We start from the raw sequence: 20,796 nt of genomic DNA, 5'->3' as shown, positions 1-20,796 counted from the left end.
CCATGCCTAACTATCGTATTTTTAGCAATGAGAACAAACCTCTGCCGCAGCTACAACTGAATACGTATCAATCTCCAAGTGCAGCGGCTCCTGCAGAAGCGAGTGCAAGTCAGGCGGGAAGGCTATTTACAGCAGGAGCAACGAACTCTGCTACGCTTGGACTGCTTGGGGGATCTTCTATCATTACCATACAGCTGACCAATCCCGCAGGCAGTGGAAGAACCGCTTTTATTTCTCGCATTTCGGGTGGTATCAATGTTTCACTTAGCTTGTTATCCTCATTTTCCGGATCAATGACGATCATTAGAAATGGTGCTTTAACAGGACCGACTACGCTGACAGCTGCTAATTTAAATTTTGCAAGCAGTAACACAAGCCTAATGACCGTCCGCTCGTCCACCTCTGCTTCTACGGGAGGAACTTCGATCCTCTCCATGCCTCTCGCTGCAGGACCCCTCGAGTATAACGAGTTTGGTGATTTTATCATTCCTTCAGGTCAATCTTTTACACTAACCATAAGCGGCGCTTTGTCTGTTGCAGGAGTTCTTGCCAGTACAGCTAACCTTGTCTGGTGGGAGGTCTAAGCAGAACGAATGGGGAATCTATTAAATCATGTATCATATGATGCAAAAAGAACCGGCACTCTACGAGTGCCAGCTTCCTGTTCCATTCTGTAAGAACACGCTTCTATCCAAGAACAACCCGATCATCGGCTAGTGTGGTTCCGCTAATCTGTTCAAACTCCCGCAGCAGTTCAGCCACGGTCAGGTTCGCTTTACGCTCTGCATTCACATCAAGGATAATTCGGCCCTTGTCCATCATAATTAGCCTATTCCCCAGCCGAATCGCTTGTTCCATATTATGAGTTACCATCAAGGTGGTCAGGTTCATCTCTCGGACGAGCGATTCTGTAATGCTCGTAATCAGCTCGGCCCGCGATGGATCAAGTGCAGCGGTATGCTCATCCAAGAGCAGAATCTCGGGGCGAGTAAATGTCGCCATGAGCAGGCTGAGTGCTTGTCTTTCCCCACCAGACAAGAGCCCTACCTTGGCTCTTGTCCGATTCTCAAGTCCAATCCCCAGCTTCTCCAGTTGCTCCCGGAATATCTGCTTCGTTCCCTTACTAATACCAAAAGATAGCCCTCTTGATTTCCCGCGGCGGTAAGCCATCGCCAGATTCTCTTCAATCGTCATCTGAGGTGCAGTTCCTGCCATCGGGTCCTGAAATACTCGGCCGATCCACTGGCTCCGCTTATACTCTGGCAAACCGCTTATCGTCTTATCCTTAATTCTCACTTCTCCGGCATCGGGTTTCAGCACGCCTGATATCACATTCATCAAGGTTGATTTGCCTGCTCCATTACTGCCGATCACCGTTACGAAATCACCTTGGTTTAAAATTAAATTCGCATCCATTAATGCGATTTTCTCATCTACTGTACCTGGATTAAATAATTTGGAGACATGATCAATGTGCAGCATTATAGACCACCTCCTACATTTTTTCCTGTATATTCTGGTCCGGTTAATAGATCAGCCGTCCGCTTCTTCGCCATCTTCTTCTGCTTTATTTTCCGCTGAGTGGAAGGAATAAGCAGCGCTAGAATGACGATCACCGCAGTAATAATCTTAAGGTCAGAAGTCTCCAGCCATTCAATGCGATAAGCTAACATGACCACAATTCGGTATACAACCGAACCCAAAATGACGGAAACAATCGCCCAGAAAATACTGCGTTTACCAATAATCGCTTCTCCGATAATGACAGAAGCCAGTCCGATCACGATCATGCCGATCCCCATCGAAATGTCTGCAAATCCGGACTGCTGTGCGATAAAAGCACCGGACAAAGCAACAAGACCATTGGACAAGCTGATTCCTACGAGCTTTGTTGTATCCGTATTGGCACCAAAGCTGCGAATCATACGCTCATTGTCACCTGTCGCACGAAGGGCAAGTCCTAGATTCGTTTTAAAGAAAACATCAAGAAGCAAGATAACGGCAAAGGAAATGATCAACATGAAATACAGAGGAGATGCTCCTGTAAACAGGGTATCCGTATTAATCAGCGACACATTGGGAGCTTTGAGAATTCGCATATTAATCGAATAGAGTGCAATCATCATCAGAATACCTGATAATAGTCCGTTAATTTTCCCTTTGGTGTGCAGCAGTCCAGTACAAGCTCCCGCCGCAACTCCTCCACCAAAAGCAGCCAGAGTCGCAACCCAAGGAGCGTGACCTGCTGTTATCATCACCGCCGCAATTGCTCCGCCCGTCGTAAAACTTTGATCTACCGTCAGATCAGGGAAGTCGAGAATCCGAAATGTAATATATACGCCCAGCGCCATGAGTCCATACAATAGCCCCAGCTCAATCGCTTTTGGCGTTGATGCAAGCAGTTCGAGCAGTGTACTAAACATACTTTTCTCCTCCTAGTTAAAGAGAACAGGGTGGGAGTCCCACCCTGTTCCGCATTGCTGTCCTATTCCTACTTGCCATACATCTTACCGAGCATATTACTGATTTTACTGAATAATATTGGTTTCCTGATCTGTTACGCTTGCCTTCATTTCCTCTGTTACTGCAATTCCTTGCTCTGCAGCAGCACTGAGGTTAAGAATAAGATCAAGTTTATCAGGTACAGTAATCGCAAGATCAGCTGGGTTTGCCCCATTTTTCAAAATATCTACCGCCATTTCGCCTACTTGATATCCATGATCAAAATATTTAAAACCTACGGTAGCAAATGCACCCTTCTCTACCGTATCACGGTCACTGGAGAAGAATGGGATGTCTTTATCGTTCGCAATTTTGATGATCGTATCTACTGCACTTACCACGGTATTATCGAGTGTAATATAGAGGGCATCGACTTTGCCCACTAGGGAATCTGCTGCCTGCTGTACCTCGGAGGTATTCGTTACGGAGGCTTTAATAAGTTCGATATTATGTTCCTTGAAAGCCGCTTCCGCATTTCCTGCCATAACTACCGCATTCGGTTCTCCTTCATTAAGTACAAGGCCGACTTTTTTAATCTCCGGCATTTGCTCTGCAATAAATGAAGCCAGTGTCTTAATTGCTTCTGGATTCGTATCGGATGCTCCTGTAACATTGCCGCCCGGCTTCTCTAGATTAGTCACAAGTTTTGCACCAAGAGGTTCGGTTACTGCTGCGAATAGTACAGGCTTATCTTTTACCTGCTGAACGACAGCTTGAGCAGAAGGGGTAGCTATACCGAGCACAAGATCACTTTTATCAGTAGCAATCTTCTGAGCGATGGATAAGTTATTCGCTGCGTCGGCTTGGGCATTGTTCAGGTCTATCTTCAGATTGTCTTCTTCTACTAGACCGCCGTCCTTCAAAGCAGCAATAAACCCATCTCTTGTCGCATCGAGCGAAGGATGTTCAACGTACTGCGAGATCGCGATGGTGTACGTCTTCTTCTCACCTGCCGAATCTCCACCTTCCCCGCCCGATGTACCGTTCGTACCTGTACTCCCTGCATCGTTTCCACAACCTGCTACCAAAGCAATTGAAGCACCAAGAATCAAAGACATCCACATTTTTCTCTTCATATATAATACCCCTCTCTTTTTCTTCTCGATTACTTCACTTCCATTTAATACCTCTAACATGCGGTGTTACATAATAGCATTACTGCACTAAAGCATAAAGAGCTGAAAAGCAAAATTCCTCCAGGATGAAACCGTTTGTAGGAATCTAAAAAATAGGGCGCCCAGGCATTTATTAACGCATGGTCAGAAACAACTTTTCCCTAATATTACGGGTGCTTGTACTATTCGTCAATTACTACTTTTACTGGAACTTATGAAAAATAAAAAGAAAACGCCACAATAGAACCGAAGTTCCATTATGGCGTTTCCCTAATTAAGATGGTTTTATCTTATACGTACAGCAACGTCCGCCTTTGGCAAGGCATTCTGTGCGGGTTACCGAAGCTTGCAGCAGAGATTCAAATAATTCTAATTCACAGCGGCATGCCTGTTGATAGACATCAGCAACTTCCGAAATGGGACAGTTATATTCGCGAAGAATATAGCCTTCTCCGTCTTCTGTAAGTTCCGTCATATAACCGCCATCATTTTGTATCCGTGCCAAGGAATGAACACGGCTCTCTAGATCTTTATCTTCCATCTCTTTTTTATATCGTTCGCGAAGCTTATTTCTGCGCCTCTCAAACAATAGATCAATCATTTCCTCACCGGCTTCGTCTTGCAGTTCCTCAAGTAAATCCAGCGTAACCTTTGGATAGGTTTTGGGGAACAGTGTCTCGCCTGTATCCGTAAGTCCATACACGGCAGAAGGACGACCAGCAGTCTGCCGGACTAAATGAGGGGCAATATACCCGTCCTTCTCGAGTGTAGCAAGATGCCTGCGTACCGCCATCTCCGTAATATTCAGTTCGGCAGTGATCTCACGGGCACTCAGCGGACCTTGAAGCTTTAACATATGCAGCACTTGCTGACGTGTCGACATATCTCTTGGTGCACTCATAAGAATCACCTGCTTTCGTGTTTATGAGATCGAAACAGCCGCTACGTTTGCTTTTTCCCGGCAAGCATCTGAACAGAAGAAGTCATGCTCTTCCGCACAAGAATCACAAGACACATACTGTAAATTACATGTCGGGCAGTTCACATATTGGTCTTCTATGGTTCCACAGTGATAGCAAGAAGCAATCACGATATCTTCGTCTGTACGATTAATCGGTACAGAAATACGTTCGTCAAATACATAACATTTACCGTCAAACAGTCTGCCCTGAACCTCAGGATCTTTACCATAAGTAACGATCCCGCCTTCAAGCTGAGCGACATCCTGGAATCCTTCTTTTAGCAAGAAACCTGTAAGCTTCTCACAGCGAATACCACCCGTACAATACGTAATGACTTTCTTGTCTTTTACGTCACCCAAGTTCTCACGAATCCACTGCGGGAATTCACGGAAAGACTCTACATCAGGGCGGATCGCTCCCCGGAAATGTCCAATTTCATATTCATAATCGTTACGGCCGTCAATCACCACAACATCATCGCTTTGCAGCTCTTCATAAAATTCTTTTGGAGAGAGGCGTTTGCCGAACAAGACGTTTGGGTCCAGCTCTTCTTCATAGCGGAAAGTCACTAGTTCTTTTTTGTGACGCACAAACATTTTTTTGAACGCGTGTCCTTCAACTTCGTCAATCTTAAACCACATATCGCTAAACAGCGGGTTCGCTTTCATATCCTGCATATATTGCTCTGTTTGCTCGTAAGTTCCAGATACCGTTCCGTTAATTCCTTCTTCCGCAATCAGTATCCGGCCTTTCAGTCCAAGATCCTTGCAATATTGTAAATGTTCCTGAGTTAACGTCTCTGGATCATCAATGTGGACAAATTTATAGTACAGCAGTACACGGTAATTAGATTGACTCATTCTCTGTTTCCACCTGTCATTATTTATAGTTCCAAGCTATGAATTAGACGACAACAACGAGGAAGTAAACCTTACTATTGTTCACTTCGCAGTTCAATTACAGACCCTTAAACAACAAGAAGCAGCCACAAGAAGGATGAAAAAGATCCCTCTGCCGCTACATGTAAATTCATGGTCAAAATGATATTCCTAGTCTAACGAAGTGTCTCTACTTAGTCAATATAAAGGTATAAAAAGTTGATTAAGTCCCTCTTCTTGATCCTTCTTTTTTAATAAAAAAACGCCCTGTACTTCCCTTGTTAGGAAATACAAGACGTTCTTATTTAGCTAGAGTATTAAGCTTTGATCGACCCTTGGGTTACCCCGTTAATAATCCACTTCTGAGCAAAGATGTAGATGATGATCATCGGCAGCATTGCCATGAGATAAGAAGCGAAGGCCAGGTTAAAGTCTGTATTAAACTGTCCTTGGAAAATATACTGCACAAGCGGCAGTGTATACTGACGTTGATCGCTAATCATAATGAGCGGCAGCAGGAAGTCATTATACGTTGATAAGCACGTCAAAATTCCGACGGTAGCACTCATGGGAGCAAGCAGCGGGAAGATAATGCGCCAGAATGTACCCCAAGTCGTTGCTCCATCCACTTTCGCTGCTTCTTCCAGTGCCATAGGGATCGAACGAATATAAGCGACATAGATAAAGATATTAAAGGCAAGTCCATACACAGTATGCAGAAAAATGAGACCTACCAAATTCGTCATATGCAGACCAGACGTTAATTTTACGACAGGCAAGATAATGATTTGGAAAGGAATAAACATGGCACTGACAAAATAAAAATATAATCCTTTAAAAAATTTATGATTCATATTTCTTGCAATCGCATAAGCGACAAGCGAATTTGTCAGCAAAGTAAGAGTGACGGTTGCTGTAGTAACCAAGGTACTGTTCCCGAGTGCTCGGAAGAATCCCGTCATCTCAATCGCTTTTGAGAAGTTACTCCACTGGATATCCGCAGGAAAAGCGAAGATGGACTGACGCATCTGTTCCGGGTTTTTCAGTGCGATGGTAACGGTCATATAGAGCGGAAACAACACAACGATGGTCCCGAGAACGATCAGGGTCATGACGATCCAGTTGGTACGATTACGAGGGTTCTTCATTATACGTCACTCTCCCTTCTCTGCAGGAATCGTAGTTGTATGATCGAGATAAAGGCAATTAGAATAAAGTAAATAATGGCATTCGCAGATTGATAAGCAAATTCCCCGCCTTCAAATCCGCCTGTGTAGATCAGATGGGCAATTGACTGCGTTGCCCGCCCAGGTCCGCCATCGGTCATGGCAACAACGAGGTCAAAGACCATAAGCGAGTTCTTCATCGCAAGCACCATATTAATCGTAAAGAAAGGAGCGATCAGCGGGAATGTAATACTCCAGAATTCACGCCATTTGCCTGCTCCGTCTAGATTTGAAGCTTCATATAAATCCGTTGGGATGGTCTGCAGACCCGCTAGATATAAAATCGTGTTAAAAGCAATCCCTTGCCAAATGGCAACGGTAACCACACCGACCCAAGCCAGATCCTGACTGCCTAGAATATTTGTTGTCAGCGCCGTAAGCCCCAGGCTTTCTCCCCATAATGGAAATACGTTAGAGAAAAGATAATTGAAAATATAGCCGACAATGAGAATACTCAGAATATTCGGTAAGAAGTAGACTGCACGAAAAAAGTTTCGAAACTTAATCTTGGCGTTAAGACCAAGGGCAATGAGTAAACTGATGACATTAATAAAAATCGTAGCCACCACAGCAAACCGGATGGTAAACCAGTAGGCATTCCCAATATTGCTGTCCTGGAACAGGTTAACGTAGTTTTTGAATCCAATAAAATCGTATGTATCTCCGAAACCGTTCCAATTGGTGAACGAGTAGTACAGGCCCTGCAAGGCAGGCAAAGTCATAAATATAAAGAAAAGTACCACAGCAGGCAGTGTCATCCAGTAATACGGAGTGAGCCGGTTCTTCATCTTCCATCCTCCTTAGTGGGGAGAGGGACTTTTGGTTCCTTATTTTCAAAAGCCCGTTCTCTCGTCATTCTCTTGTTGATTTATCTGCGATTCGCTACCTTATCCCACTCTTTATCGAGTTTGGCTAGATACGCGTCAATATCTCCATTTTGCAAAAACTCCTGTACGATAGAATTCAGCTGTACTGCCGAAGGAATATAATGGTCAGCAAAATCGGTAACTTGTCCTTTTTCTATGTAAGGAATTACACCCGCCACACTGGGGTCATCCTGCTTCACACCCTCTACAGCAGAAAATAAATTCTGTTCCGTAATGTACTGTTTAATGTTGTCTTCACGTAGCAAAAACTTAATAAATTCCAACGATTCCTCTTTATATTTTGTATCATTAGATACCGTCAGGAGCGTATCGATTCCATTAACAAGATTGATTTCTTCCGGGTTGTTACTCGTTGGAAAAGTAAAAAAGCCAATTTCGATATCCGGATTCGCTTTTCTTATTTCTGGAATCGCCCAAGTTCCTTGTATGTACATAAAGGCTTCGCCATTTGCAAACGCACGATTGCCGTCCGCATACGTTTTACCAAAGTTATCACTGTGTCCGTAATCTAGAATGGCCAGCTGTTTCTCCGCAATTTCTCTGTATCTTTCCTGAAAAGTCGTTTTGTCTTCTCTACGATCGATATAAAAATCAATCCCTTCTAGATTCAGAGCTAACGCATTAAAGGAAAGACTCGCTTGCCAATCATCTTTATAGGTTAAGTAAAAAGGAATTTTGCCTGCATCCTTAATCTTTTTCGCAGTTTCGAGCAGCTCATCCCAAGTCTTCGGAACGTCCAGCCCCATTTCTTTGAAAAGCGTTTTGTTATACATAATGCCGTTTGCATTCGTTGCATAAGGGATACCGGTAAGCTCATCCATACCGCTTGTATCCGTTACCATTTGGAGGTAACTCGGGTTAATGAGATCGATCATCTCTTGATCCGTTTGTTCCATAAATATATGGCTTTGGGAGAGGACTGAGAATGTATCCGTCGCTCCAAGCGCTATGATGTCAGGGACATCATTTTTGACAAGTCTTGTCTTGAGTACCGTCTCCGCATCTGGCGGATTCACTTGTGTTACCTCAATCTTGGATTGTTCACTATTGAATTTTTGAACCAACTTGTCGAAGGATTCCTTCGCCTCCGATTTATTCTGAAAAAACTCCAGCTGAATCTTGTCCGATGCTCCGCTGGTACTGCATGCGCTCAGTGTCAGCACGGCTCCTCCGATAAGTAAAAGCAGCTTACAACCTTTGAGCATACTAAATCCCATGGTAGCCCCCTCCTCATGATGTACATAAAATCGCTTACATTTCCTTATGTAAAAAAATGTGCTGTGCTCGTCCATCGAAAACGATTCACATCACACCCAAATCAACCACTTATCCTTATTAACCTAAATCACACAAAATTACACATTTTCTTATATTTTTTATGCGGAAATGCTTGAGAGAAATAAAAAAGGTCATCTCAGCAAGGAGATGAATCCTTGGAGATAACCTTTGTGTACCATTATAATCGGAAACTATGTTGTCCAAATCTGAATGAATAACGCGATCACCATCATCAGTCCACATAATACAGAAGACTGCTGGGAAGCTCCAAATAGAGGTAAATAAGCTTCCGTAGGATTTTCTTTGTTACTTAGTGTTTTATACACTTTATAAAGTGGAATGATAGAAATGATAGCAATAAGACCATACACCGGCAGAGCACCAAACGCAACGGCGATAATCAAAAATACATAAGCAAGACTTGTCATCATTTTTGATGCGCGCAGCCCCTTCTCTTCACCCCACACGACAACCAAGGTATTCTTACCCGCTGCAGCATCCGCATTTCTATGCAAGAAATGATGATTATAGAGCAGCATTGTAGTGAGCATCCCGATCGGGAATGACAATAACAGCGGTGTAAGATCAAATTCGCCCGTCTGTACATAGTAAGCACCGAGCACAGGCAGAACGCCAAAGGAGATGAAGATCGCCATCTCACCATACCCTTTTCCTCGGTAACCTAACTTAAGCGGTGGTGCTACATAGAAATAAGCAAGCAAAGCTCCTACTATAGCCAAAACCAGAATAGGCCAACCGCAGATCATCGTAAGTACAAGACCGCACACCGCAGCAAGCAGCAAGAATCCCCAAGTAATACTTGCAAGACGCTTTTCCGATATTTTACCTGATGTAAGAATCGCGGAATGCGTAGCAATGTCACCTTCTAGCTCGACAGCTTTGGTATCCGCCCCGTTGCGGTAATCCCAGAGATCATTGATGAGATTAGAGAAAATATGTGCCGATACGGCCCCCACCAGTGTGACTAAAAATAAAAACCAATGAAACTCTTTCGTCACTGCATAAGCAGCTACCGTTCCGAGAATCACGGGAACAATCATAACCGTTATCGAAAATATCCGGGTAAGTTGTTTAAAAAATTCCCATTTTTTCATGATGTAATAAAATCCTCCTACGAAAATTCATGACCATTGTATAAATACTTTGTGACAATGTTCACACAATGTTAAATTATACACCCAAATTGCCAATTTTGTCATAGGAAAATTATATACTTTTCAAAAAAACGTTAATCCTCATGAAAGCAACGAAAGGTATTTCGATATTGATTCATTTAAGGAAATTTTCTTTTCTTTTGTTGTGAAGAAAAATAATTCAAGATCATCCCTATAATATAGAGAATGATTCCTGCATTTAGAGCCAGATCGGCAAGATTCATAATACCTCCGCCTTCGGAGAAGACAATAAAATCCGTTACCGTACCATGCCAGAACCGATCGATCATATTCCCCGTTGCACCGCCGACAAGAAATCCCGCTCCTGCATTCGAAATACGGCCCTGAATATCCCCTTTGGATCGATAATAAAGAACAAGACAGATAAAGATGACAGCAACTACACCAAATAAACGAGCATACCCCTGAAATAAGCTGAACGCCATACCTGAATTCTCATAATGCTGGAGTTCATAGATAATTCCTCTTACAGGAATCACTTCAGATATTGCGATATGGTCACGCACCCACCATTTACTGAGCTGATCAAGCAGAATAACAAGAAATGCCGTAAAGTAAAATACCATCACTTCCTCCTTATCCGCGCAATATGTAATCCGCATGTACCTTACTAATGTACCATAGCCGCAGCTTGTACATCTAAGTGAGATTATAGATCCGTGCATACAAAAGAGGCCCCCCACGAATGAGAGTGCCTCCTAGATCCATTAGTTGATCGCCGATAATACATCGATCAGCATCTGTTTAAACGCCTCACGATCTATATCTTCACATACGCGTACATTCGGGGTTTGCCCCAGACGACCATTGATATCAACGACGCTGTATCCTCTTGTATATTGCCCTGCCGCTTCTACATCGACGAAATATGTGCCGGACTTCGTCATAATCGATTCATCTGCAGCAACCGCCATCAGAAGTGTATCTGGGTGTGTCGTGCCCGGAAGCTTATGTACCTCTTTATTAAACTGCATAACCACCTTATTGATATCGATGAAGAATTGAGATCCTTTTGTACCCAGTGCCGCAATTTCTTCATGATCTGCATCATCCATCACGGAATAACGAGTACACATCTCCCAGCCGACCATCGTCATTGGGATGCCAGAGTGGAGTACAATTCGTGCTGCTTCCGGATCGGTATAGAAGTTATATTCTGCTGCAGGCGTGATATTACCAAGCGCATTATTCGCCCCGCCCATGATATAGATATGAGGGATAAGTGGAATAATCGTAGGGTCTTTCTGAATCGCCATAGCAATGTTCGTAAGCGGTGCAATCGCCAGGATATGAATTTCTCCGGGATTTGCATGTACCGTCTCAATGATATAATCTACCGCATGTTTTGTTTCCGGACGCTGAACTGCTTTTGGAAAATGAGCTCCGCCCATGCCGTCATCCCCATGTACATCATCTACATAACGGTGCTGAGCTGTTCCGAGGGTAAGCATGGGACGCTCGATCCCTTTGTATACGGGAACTTGTCCACCTTTTCCAGCGACTTGCACGGTATATAATGCGTTCTCTACTTCCTGATTAAACTCTACATTTCCCCCGGTGATGGTGATTCCTTCCACCTGAAAATAATGAAGCGCTGTCAGGATCGCTATCGTATCGTCTCCTGCCGTATCCGTATCAATAATTACTCGTTTCATCTGTATACACTCCCTGTTGTCTTGTTCTTTGCCAAAAAAACATGTACTTCTTTCATTATTGAACCATTTCCCTCATCATTCTTGCAAGTATTTATCTCGCCTCTCACCCTATTAGCATGGTCTCTAATACGGTTACAATATCCCCTTTATTTGCATTCCTTCTTCCTTTTCGTTACCATTTTAAAGAACTCATTACGATTATACAGGAGGATTATTTATATGTTAGAAATGCAAAGCTTTATCCATCGTTGGAACACACACCGTGAAGTGCTACATAAACTCGTTGATTTGAATCAAGAAGGACTTGCTGAGTATAAACCATGGGATGGCAGCATGAGTTATGGAGAACTCGCTCTTCATATTGCCGGCTCGATGGAGATGTTTGCAAATACCGTGATTCGCGGTGAATTCACTCCTCCACAAACGAAGAATGAGTGGACCACGATGGAAGATGTGCGTAACCTCGTTCATCGTTATACGGAATCTACATCCTCCCTGCTCGCTTCCATTACTGAAGAACAGTTGCAACAAGAAATTGCATTGTTCGGAAAAACAGCACCCGGCTTTGCTATCCTAAACATGGCTCTAGACCATGAAATTCATCATAAGGGTCAACTGTTCACCTTTGCTCGTATAGCAGGGGTTAGTGAACTTCCTTTCTTTATGTAAAAGCATAGATTTGTCATCTTTGAGCCAGTCTTTTACGAGGTTTGTAATGGACTGGTTCTTCTGTTTTTTACCCGAACTATTTATTTTCCTAAATTCCAATTCATTGTCTTGAGATTTGGGTAATGAGTAATAACTTTAAGTGGGAGGTATTTTCTTTTGAAAAAGTGGAATGTATTTATGATGGGGATCATCCTTGTCCTCGTACTTGCAGCTTGCGGCAATAACGATGCCGAGCCAAGCACAGGGGGTACAACAGAAGGAGCCCCAGCAGGAAACGAACAGACTTCAGGTAACAACGAAAACATAAAAAATGAAGATCAACAAACCCCTACAGCAGAAGAACTACTCACACGGATTACTGAAGCAAGTAAAGGAATAAAGAGTTACTCTATGGACAGCAAAGTTGAACAAAATCTCACAGTTACCATGGAGGGCCAAGAGCAAAAGCAAGATGTAAATATGGATATGAAAACCGATCTGGTGCTGAACCCTGTCGCTGCATATCAAGAGATCAAAACCTCTATGCCCGGTCAAGAGGGTACACAGGAGATAAAACAGTATATTACGGAAGACGGAGTATACACGCAAATGGGAGATGCTTGGATGTCCCTGCCTGAAGAAGCCACCGCTCCCCTGCTGGAACAGATGAAGAATCAGTCCAACGCAGGTTCTCAGTTCGAACAACTTAGCAGTATCGCAAATGATCTAGCGGTTGAAGAAGAAGGAGATGTCTACTGGCTGAAAGCTAACCTTTCCGGCGATAAAGTCAAAGAACTTGCAACCACCATGCTGTCTCAAAGCGGTGCCACCGATCCGCAGATGGCGGCCATGATGCAGCAGATGAACATTAAATCCATGGACATTTCCTATAGTGTAGATAAAGAGACCTACTATCCAAAAGACCTCGTCTACTCCATGAATATGGATATGGACATGGATGGTCAGGCCCTCGCGATTATAATGAAAATGGACAGCTCACTTAGAGATTACAATAAGACGGAAAGCATAAAAGTACCGCAGGATGTAATCGATAGCGCGGTTGAACAGCAGATGCCTGCGGAGACAGCGACACCATAGAAGACATAAAAGAAAAATAGCGACTGATCCCTTGTGGGAAGGTCGCTATTTTTCTTTTTAGGATTCATTTATTTTTAATTGTCTTCTACTATATATATATTGACTGTATTCTCTTCATTAAAAGTGATATCGTACCACAGTTCGTACATTTTCTATAGTTTATTCAGGAGATTAGACGGTTGCTTCCTTACCTATGTTCTCAAGTAAACCTCTGATCCCATCGGTATTTCTGTTGGAGCCACGGAGCTCCCGACACATATCCCTATCGTTTTTCTATCAATGAGTGAATTCGAAACTTGGACGGAAATCACTTTTAATTCTAACTCTTTGTTGTCTGGTGTTCGAACTACGATATAGTCACCTATGCTCCTTTTGATTTCAGGATGACTTAATGTATTAAGTTCAGGATTCACTCCTACAATAATCGTTCCGTGTTCTTTGGATTCAAATACATCTCCAATGTCCAGTAACTTGTGCATTTATAATCTTCCCCTCTATTCTATCGGCCGCTTCATTCGGTATCATTTCGAATTTCTTTGACTTGATGTGCCAAATCGACCTGAGAGTGATCCAATTCTACTTTCACTGTGCCTTTACGCCGCAATTCTCGCCATTCACTCAATTGTTCTTCCGTCTCTAGCTTGAGTTCAGCAATTTCCTTTGCCCGATCGAAAATGTATTTGGATGTGTAAAGCAATCGATAGATACCTAGACCACCCGAGATAATTGGCTCTTCTCGTTTGATCCATTTTTCGACCGATAACTTCACATAAAGCTTATCTTCCGTTCCCTTTCTAGCAGGACGTTCCTTTAATTCACCTCTCCGGACGACTTTCCAGTCCCTTACCTTGCCATACCAATGAATTCCCGTTTCACCCGTACCCGCGAATTTTCCTTTCGACTGATAAAGAGCGACGTACTCAATCTGTGTAAGAATCGTATGGTCGGAGATATTTTCAAGCGGTAGATGATAGTAATGATACTGTAGTGCACTTTCTAATTGAGCAACCTCTCTTAATGATCCTACCAGAACATTTTTACCGGATAGCTTATCCTGATAATAACTTTTCGTCCCGCGAGGACGCGTTGATCGCTCATATGCTTTTTCTGGACTATCCATAATAATCTCATCCAAAAATGCATCCATTAACTCCGTGGAGTTCGGCAAAAAGGGAAACGCACCGACGTTAACGAGCTCAATACTTTTATAAAATTTATGTTCACGATACGTTTTTTCGTCATGATATGGAAATAGTACGTAAGCTCCAAACATACTTCGCTCTAATTCCTGCCCCCCATCAGCATACACAATCGCATCTCTATACCTATGCATTGTATTAATATCATCCTCTTCAGGCCCAGGCTGCTTGTACTTCTGATAATAGTAAGACCCTTCATAGGCAGGGTTAATCCGGTACTTTGCATCAAAGATATATTTGTACTCCATAGCAGACTCATTCTTTTTCAGGGTCAACACATTATCTGGTTTTTGGCCAAGGGTTGCACTACGATCACCACGAGGCAGCGCATTATAGTACAGCGTAAAAATTTCTCCCGTTTTCTGATTACGGTATACCATTTTGGCTGCTTGCGATTTATCTAGCGTGAAAAACATACCCGTACGATTAACCTTAATGATATCTTGTTTTAACAACTCATATTTGCGGGCTAGCAGCTCATTAATCTTCAGAAAGCACCAGTATTCGTACAGTTGCGCTAAGTCCTTCATAGACAATCGGAATAAATCACTGTGTACCGTGAGCCCTTTCATGAGCATCAAGTAACTTCGATATACCTCTCTATATCCTGGTGCCATCTGCAGCACCAGCGTGACGGAGAGTTGTTTCATTTCCCCCACATTCTTCAGAAAATCCAGTTGTAAGAGCCGTTGTAACTGATTCTGCATGGATGTCATTTTCTTATCCAACAAAGGGTCTTGGAGTTTCCCTGATACGGCAAGTTTCATCTTCATCTGTTTCAGTTTCTTAGATACTCGCATTAATACCCATCTAACAAAACGATTCTCCATCGTATCATACTCAGCATGACGTTTCGTTTCGAGGGCATGTGTTGGGTATAGCCGTTGCCCTTGATGCGGAATAAAACCATGCTGTTCATGAGGTGTAAGAAGATGTGGACGTTTTGTTATGTAGGCTATATTCTCTTTGCCTGCTTTCTTTACTTTAGACGCATCGACTACTCTTGGTTCTCTTTCCAGCCTATAATGAGGATTTATATGAATCCGTTCCACTGCTTGCTTAAGCTGATCAAAAACATACTGTAAGATTGTAAAAAACTCCGTAAGACTCTGATGAGGTGTCTCTTTTAACCCCATTAGATGATACGTTTTCCTTAAAAAATCAAAAGACAGATTATATATCTGCCGATTAATATCACTTAAGATCATCTGGTAATCTCTTTTGTAATCCATCTTAGAAGGATAGATTTCAAGTTGCAGCTGGAATAACGGTCGTCCTCGGTATTGAAGTTCCAGCTCTGTAAGCCCTACCTCATTCTGAAAATTCAAAATTCCAGAAAGAATCGAACGACCTAGTGGCTTTACAGCCTGACGAATATAAACATTGTTATGATGAAAAGTAAGTTCTGACGTTTGCTTTTTTTCAATGACAAGTTCATAGGACTGCGTTTCATAGAATAAAGGGTAGCTTTTGTCCCCTGTCTTCCAAAGAATCAACTTCCCCTGTTCAGGTGAAAAAACATACATATTCTCTAGTACAAGCTCATCCGATAGGATCTCCATCTGCAGGGTGTTCGAATCTATCCATGCTCCTGTATCCTTACGATGGAGTTGTAGAGATTCTACCGTAGGATGATACGGCTTTCCCTGGATATATAGGTTAAAAATATTGGTCTCTATTCGAACGAGCTCTACACTTTGATTAAGAAAGCCAGTATGAGGTGAATCCATCTTCTTCTAACCTCCGTAACATAAAGGCAATCTTTCGTGCGGATTGCGGATATTTCACGTCTACATCCTGCTGCTTTCTGCCGTATTTCAAGTACAATTCAGAAGCATCATCTAGCAGATCCTTAATTGGGATAGACTTACCTAGAGCTTCCTGCATCAGCTGCAACAACACTCTTTTTACAGATAAGCTGCTTCCCTGAATTCTTGGTAATATCTTTTGAAGGAGCTGTCCGTCAAAAGCCATATCTATGGGTAACAGGTTAAAGCGCTGATTATACACCATATAAAAACATATGGAGTCGCGAATTCGGAAGCCGACATGGGAATGGATTTCTTCGAGAATATTGTTGATTCGTACAAGCTTGTCCGTTGTCGAATGCACCAGTTCTCGATATGTGCTGTACATATCGGATAACTGTAAAAAATCACTTCTCAGAAACAAATTATTTGCCTTAGGAGATGAAAATAATTCTTCCTCATCATAATCAGGATATTGCTGAAGATTAATGTAGTTGAACTCAATCGTGTTGGCGCGATCCAACACCTTTTTGCTGAACGGATGCGTCGTTTCATCCATATTAACGGTTCCAATCACGTACACGTTATCTGGCAGAGATACACCGCCGTACAATGGCCGGTCTTCCTCTCTTAATGACTCGGACCCAATTAGGGGAGAAGTAATAATACGGTCACCGTTCCATTCTTGGGTTTCCATGACGCTTAGAATATCACTAAAATAATACTCCACTCGTGCCAAGTTCATCTCATCCAGGCATATAAAATAAGGCTTGTCCTTATTCTCCGGCTTCAATGCTTCTACCAGCACTTCTGTTAATCTCCCGGGTCTGAAGACACCTGCAAGGTCTTTGTAACCTAAGAGATCAGAAGGATCACTCCAGTCCGGCCTAACGGGAATCAAAGTAAATTGTCCGTTATCCATCGTAGCACCTAATGCTTCAGCAAAAAGTTTTACCAGCTTCGTTTTCCCTGTCCCCGATACACCCGCAAGAATGACAAAGGGCTTTGACTTGAGAGACAAGTAGAAGTTTTCCATGAGGCCATCTGGATAAAGGAACCCTTTATGATGAATATAGCTTTTCACTTGTTCCAGTTGTTCTTTGACTGTTAGTGTCACCGGATTTGGCTCCTTATCTGAAGTAAGTTCTTCTCTACTGTGAAGGACGGAATTTAATTTCAGTTTTTCATTATAATTGTTCAGTTCCTGGAGGGCGTAGTTTTGCAAATCAGTAAGTGTGTCTTCGTTGAACCAATCTGCATTCGCGAAAGTGAGACTCTGATCTACTTGATTGAAATGAAGAACAGATGATAAGGCTTCGATCGGTGTTTTTAATAGAGTCTTTGTCTGACCTAATGAGAATTCATTCCATCCGGACGCTTTCTGTTCTGGCGGTGAATCTACTATATTTCCTTCGTTACTTTGATGTTGGTAATATTTCAAAAACTTCTGAGCTATTTGATCTAGTGAGGCGTGAGCAACTTGGGTTTCCTTATAAGCTTCAATTATGGATAGAATAAGAACCATCTTATATGACTTTTGTCTGGCTCGAAAAATATTTGAAAGTTGCTCTGGCAGCATATTGACCTCCGTGTAGATGACATGATTAATGCAATTTTAAAGAAATAAAAGCAGTTTCCTAATTGAGTTTCAGAGAATAGGATTTACCATGGAAACAAATGATTCACTGATAAATTATAACAACAGTAACCAATTCGTGATGAGTGGGCAAATAAAGATCTATAAGATAACATTCCAATTGTTTACTTTTTACTTAATAAGTTTAATTTAATGGGCAAAGTAATAACTATAACAACGTATTGGAGGTAATCACAATTGATAATCTTAACCCTGAAACACGAAGAAAAAATATGAAAGCAATACGGTCTACCCATACGAAGCTAGAAGATAAGGTATGCAACGAATTATGGAAAAGAGGATACCGCTTTAGAAGAAATGTGAGATCGCTTTACGGAAATCCAGATATAGCAATTAAAAAATATAAAATTGTTATTTTTATTGATTCTTGTTTTTGGCACGGATGCAGTGTTCATGGAAATACTCCAAAAAGCAATCAGGAATATTGGATAATGAAACTAAATAGAAATGTGGAAAGAGACCGTATGGTGACAGATTACTATATTAAAAAGGGATGGGCAATTTTGAGAATATGGGAACATCAATTAAAGAAAGACTTGTTTTTTCAAACAATAGAAGAAGTATGCTCATTTATTGATCAAAAAAAATAGAAGCAGGGCTTCATTAAAAGCCTCACTTCTATTAAAGACTGTCCTACCATTAAATCAAGTAACCAACTGATTCTTCTTTAACTTTGTTTTTAGTAAATATAATGGAATCTTCCCTTTGATCAAAGGTCCATTTAGAATCTACATGCTCATATTCAATACCTGCAAAGGTTTTTAATATAGCTTCAACTATTACTTTTGCACCCATAGGAGGCACTGCCATGCCTATTTGTTTTCTAACTGCCTCTTTTCCGCCAAGGAATTCATATTTTTTTTTTTCAAAGCAAAAGCCGCCATACGAGTTTGCCTCTTGTCTCGTGGGCTCGAGGATGTGTATAAGAACCAGTATGTTTCCCCCCCCCGCCACTTCCAGTAACTGTATAAGCAGGTTTATTCGGATCTAAACGTTTATAAATTTGACTGATCTTTGTTTTTTTAACGTTTAATCTAAGATGTTCTGGTAAACCTTCATACCATGCATTTTCTCCCGGCGGAATAAAAGAAAGCATCTCAACCACTTTATTTTGGTGTTTGGTAAGCTCATTATTCAACGCATCCTTAGGAATAGGAGGATCCTCTAAAGCTTGTTTTGAAGTAATATAACTATCGACCCCATGTGTCGGTGCAGGAATCTTAAATTCGAGCCCTAAGTCTTTACGTATACCCACGATAATAATCCTCTGTCTTGCTTGAGGAACTCCATACTCGTGAAATTTATATAGATGAGGTGTAAGATTATAACCTGTTTGTTCTAAATCAGAAAGTATTTTAATAAATGTTTCTCCTTCATTTGCACTTTCTAAGCCCCCGACATTCTCAGCAACAAACCAAAGAGGTTTATGAGCATTTAACACTTTAACGCCATAAGTATAAAGAGGTCCAAAATCACCATTAATCCCTTTTTTCTCTCCGACATTACTATAATCATTACAAGGAAATCCAAATGAAAAAGCGTCAATCTTAGGTAAGGATTCTATATCTATTAATCGCACATCTCCTTCTATTACAGAATCTGGATCGGATGGGCAAATATTATGTCTGAAAGTACGGCATGCATCAGGATCATAGTCATTAGCCCATTTATGCTGTACTCTAAAAACTTCACCGTCTGGTGCTATTACCTCTGCCATTTTGGCACCCAAGGATAATCCGCCAGGTCCGCAGAATAGTTCTCCTTTATTAAATATCATAAAAACAACTCCATATTAGATTGTTTGTGTGTCTCGATCATACACGAACTTAAGTTCTATTATACCTTAAGCTCTCCCATAAAGGGTCTATAAAGAAGAAAAATAAGGTCCATATACTGAACCTTATTTTTCATTTTTCTTTTTTAAATTTTCGATTTATGCGCTTGATTGGGAGTAAAGTCCATATAAAAGGCATCATCACTTATTTTATAAATAAGCAACTTATCTGTGCCATACTGATCCAAGTGCTTTCTCTCAACTTTCTCACCTAGAGGAATGCCGAGTCTTTTTCTAAAGTATTTTCCTAGCAAGCTGTTGTCTTTAGTATGGATAGCTTTTCGGTTTTGCTGAGCTACAGTACACACAAATTGCTCTCCGTCATCAGTTATCAGCATAAATTCTATAGATAAATCGGGGAAAAAATCAGGCATTGATTTGTGCACATCACTAGAAATCGGTATATACGCTTGATTAGGTTCCCTGCCTTCTCTTTGCCCCCAATTCAACCCGCTTTTTTCTTGGACTTGCCCGTCTTTTTTCTGCGTTAAATAAAGTTCAACCCTTTGACAACTCTCTAACCTATTCCTCAAGGACCCTATATCAACAACTGTTGAGTTGCTTTCTGGTCTGTAATATAACATTTTTATTTGTGACATTATATCATGATCTCTAAAATCCTTTAGTGAATCTTCATCTGGAAAAATATGAGATATGCTGGATAATTCCGCTTTGGCCATGATTTCACGATAGTTTTTAAAACCATTCCAAGTCAAATTAGCTGTTCCTGTAAACACTAGATCATATTCCCCTGCAGAGTTCCTCCATAAAATCACATTGGCATGTAATGGCGGAAAAGAATTATAGTAACGGACACGAAGCCTGCCAGTATTTTCAGCCATTCTAATATCTGTTTCCTATACACACCTCCGAGACCACGATATTTTGAAGCCATTCCAATAATTATATCAAG

The 20,796-nt window shown here is 41.7% G+C and carries 19 protein-coding genes and 1 pseudogene; 4 read left to right on the top strand and 16 right to left on the bottom strand.

Annotated features, from left to right (window positions below):
* Nucleotides 1–2: 2 nt before the first annotated feature.
* Nucleotides 3–584 (top strand): hypothetical protein, encoded by a 582-nt coding sequence (locus tag ACWPWY_RS20115; RefSeq protein ID WP_454193376.1) that lies wholly within the window; start codon nt 3–5, stop codon nt 582–584.
* Between the two features lie 103 nt (nt 585–687).
* Here ACWPWY_RS20115 and ACWPWY_RS20110 read toward each other — a convergent pair whose 3' ends face one another.
* The 11 genes from ACWPWY_RS20110 to ACWPWY_RS20060 all read right to left on the bottom strand — a co-directional run bounded on the left by ACWPWY_RS20110 (nt 688) and on the right by ACWPWY_RS20060 (nt 11,699).
* On the bottom strand, nt 688–1,482 hold the full coding sequence (locus tag ACWPWY_RS20110; RefSeq protein ID WP_454193375.1) for an ABC transporter ATP-binding protein: 795 nt from the start codon (nt 1,480–1,482) through the stop codon (nt 688–690).
* Entirely contained in the window at nt 1,482–2,423 is a 942-nt protein-coding gene (locus ACWPWY_RS20105) for an ABC transporter permease (protein ID WP_191802667.1), read from the bottom strand. Before ACWPWY_RS20105 ends, ACWPWY_RS20110 begins: the two co-directional genes overlap by 1 nt.
* Before the next feature lie 105 nt (nt 2,424–2,528).
* On the bottom strand, nt 2,529–3,578 hold the full coding sequence (locus ACWPWY_RS20100; RefSeq protein ID WP_454193374.1) for an ABC transporter substrate-binding protein: 1,050 nt from the start codon (nt 3,576–3,578) through the stop codon (nt 2,529–2,531).
* Between the two features lie 313 nt (nt 3,579–3,891).
* Nucleotides 3,892–4,518, bottom strand: a complete 627-nt coding sequence (locus ACWPWY_RS20095) for a helix-turn-helix transcriptional regulator (protein ID WP_191802662.1) — start codon at nt 4,516–4,518, stop codon at nt 3,892–3,894.
* Nucleotides 4,519–4,539: 21 nt separating this feature from the next.
* Entirely contained in the window at nt 4,540–5,439 is a 900-nt protein-coding gene (gene trhO / locus ACWPWY_RS20090) for an oxygen-dependent tRNA uridine(34) hydroxylase TrhO (protein ID WP_454193373.1), read from the bottom strand.
* A gap of 335 nt (nt 5,440–5,774) precedes the next feature.
* Nucleotides 5,775–6,605 carry a carbohydrate ABC transporter permease gene (locus ACWPWY_RS20085; RefSeq protein ID WP_454193372.1) on the bottom strand — a complete coding sequence of 277 codons (831 nt, stop codon included), beginning with the start codon at nt 6,603–6,605 and terminating at the stop codon, nt 5,775–5,777.
* Nucleotides 6,605–7,471, bottom strand: coding sequence for a carbohydrate ABC transporter permease (locus ACWPWY_RS20080; protein ID WP_332084494.1), 867 nt, complete (start codon nt 7,469–7,471; stop codon nt 6,605–6,607). The genes ACWPWY_RS20085 and ACWPWY_RS20080 overlap by 1 nt, the downstream gene beginning before the upstream one ends.
* Nucleotides 7,472–7,551: 80 nt before the next feature.
* Nucleotides 7,552–8,787 carry an ABC transporter substrate-binding protein gene (locus ACWPWY_RS20075; RefSeq protein WP_454193371.1) on the bottom strand — a complete coding sequence of 412 codons (1,236 nt, stop codon included), beginning with the start codon at nt 8,785–8,787 and terminating at the stop codon, nt 7,552–7,554.
* A gap of 252 nt (nt 8,788–9,039) precedes the next feature.
* Nucleotides 9,040–9,963 (bottom strand): UbiA family prenyltransferase, encoded by a 924-nt coding sequence (locus ACWPWY_RS20070; RefSeq protein ID WP_454193370.1) that lies wholly within the window; start codon nt 9,961–9,963, stop codon nt 9,040–9,042.
* A gap of 179 nt (nt 9,964–10,142) precedes the next feature.
* Nucleotides 10,143–10,610 (bottom strand): signal peptidase II, encoded by a 468-nt coding sequence (gene lspA / locus ACWPWY_RS20065; protein ID WP_454193369.1) that lies wholly within the window; start codon nt 10,608–10,610, stop codon nt 10,143–10,145.
* Between the two features lie 141 nt (nt 10,611–10,751).
* Nucleotides 10,752–11,699 carry a nucleoside hydrolase gene (locus tag ACWPWY_RS20060; RefSeq protein WP_454193368.1) on the bottom strand — a complete coding sequence of 316 codons (948 nt, stop codon included), beginning with the start codon at nt 11,697–11,699 and terminating at the stop codon, nt 10,752–10,754.
* 219 nt (nt 11,700–11,918) lie between these two features.
* Between ACWPWY_RS20060 and ACWPWY_RS20055 the strand changes: the two genes are divergently transcribed.
* Nucleotides 11,919–12,368 (top strand): DinB family protein, encoded by a 450-nt coding sequence (locus tag ACWPWY_RS20055; protein ID WP_454193367.1) that lies wholly within the window; start codon nt 11,919–11,921, stop codon nt 12,366–12,368.
* Nucleotides 12,369–12,524: 156 nt separating this feature from the next.
* Nucleotides 12,525–13,445, top strand: coding sequence for a DUF6612 family protein (locus ACWPWY_RS20050; RefSeq protein WP_454193366.1), 921 nt, complete (start codon nt 12,525–12,527; stop codon nt 13,443–13,445).
* Between the two features lie 191 nt (nt 13,446–13,636).
* Here the strand turns inward: ACWPWY_RS20050 and ACWPWY_RS20045 are convergent, their stop codons facing one another.
* The 3 genes from ACWPWY_RS20045 to ACWPWY_RS20035 are packed head-to-tail and all read right to left on the bottom strand — an operon-like array spanning nt 13,637 to nt 17,971.
* A complete protein-coding gene (locus tag ACWPWY_RS20045) occupies nt 13,637–13,924 on the bottom strand; it encodes a hypothetical protein (protein WP_332084500.1) in 288 nt (95 codons plus the stop codon).
* Nucleotides 13,925–13,956: 32 nt separating this feature from the next.
* The gene (locus ACWPWY_RS20040) at nt 13,957–16,374 is read right to left on the bottom strand and encodes a DUF2357 domain-containing protein (protein ID WP_454193365.1); all 2,418 of its coding nucleotides are present in this window, start codon (nt 16,372–16,374) and stop codon (nt 13,957–13,959) included.
* Complete coding sequence (locus ACWPWY_RS20035; protein WP_454193364.1) at nt 16,346–17,971, bottom strand: McrB family protein; 1,626 nt, start codon at nt 17,969–17,971, stop codon at nt 16,346–16,348. The genes ACWPWY_RS20040 and ACWPWY_RS20035 overlap by 29 nt, the downstream gene beginning before the upstream one ends.
* Before the next feature lie 254 nt (nt 17,972–18,225).
* On the opposite strand from ACWPWY_RS20035, the gene ACWPWY_RS20030 reads away from it, so the two are divergent.
* On the top strand, nt 18,226–18,639 hold the full coding sequence (locus tag ACWPWY_RS20030) for a very short patch repair endonuclease (RefSeq protein ID WP_213531055.1): 414 nt from the start codon (nt 18,226–18,228) through the stop codon (nt 18,637–18,639).
* A gap of 49 nt (nt 18,640–18,688) precedes the next feature.
* On the opposite strand, the pseudogene ACWPWY_RS20025 reads toward ACWPWY_RS20030, so the two are convergent.
* Nucleotides 18,689–19,826 (bottom strand): annotated as a pseudogene (locus ACWPWY_RS20025) (DNA cytosine methyltransferase).
* A gap of 143 nt (nt 19,827–19,969) precedes the next feature.
* Nucleotides 19,970–20,725 carry a restriction endonuclease PLD domain-containing protein gene (locus ACWPWY_RS20020; protein WP_454193363.1) on the bottom strand — a complete coding sequence of 252 codons (756 nt, stop codon included), beginning with the start codon at nt 20,723–20,725 and terminating at the stop codon, nt 19,970–19,972.
* Between the last annotated feature and the right edge of the window lie 71 nt (nt 20,726–20,796).

The organism is Paenibacillus sp. Marseille-Q7038, assembly GCF_965111595.1.
The sequence above is the reverse complement of the archived record's forward strand: the minus strand, read 5'-3'. Positions and strand labels throughout refer to the sequence as shown.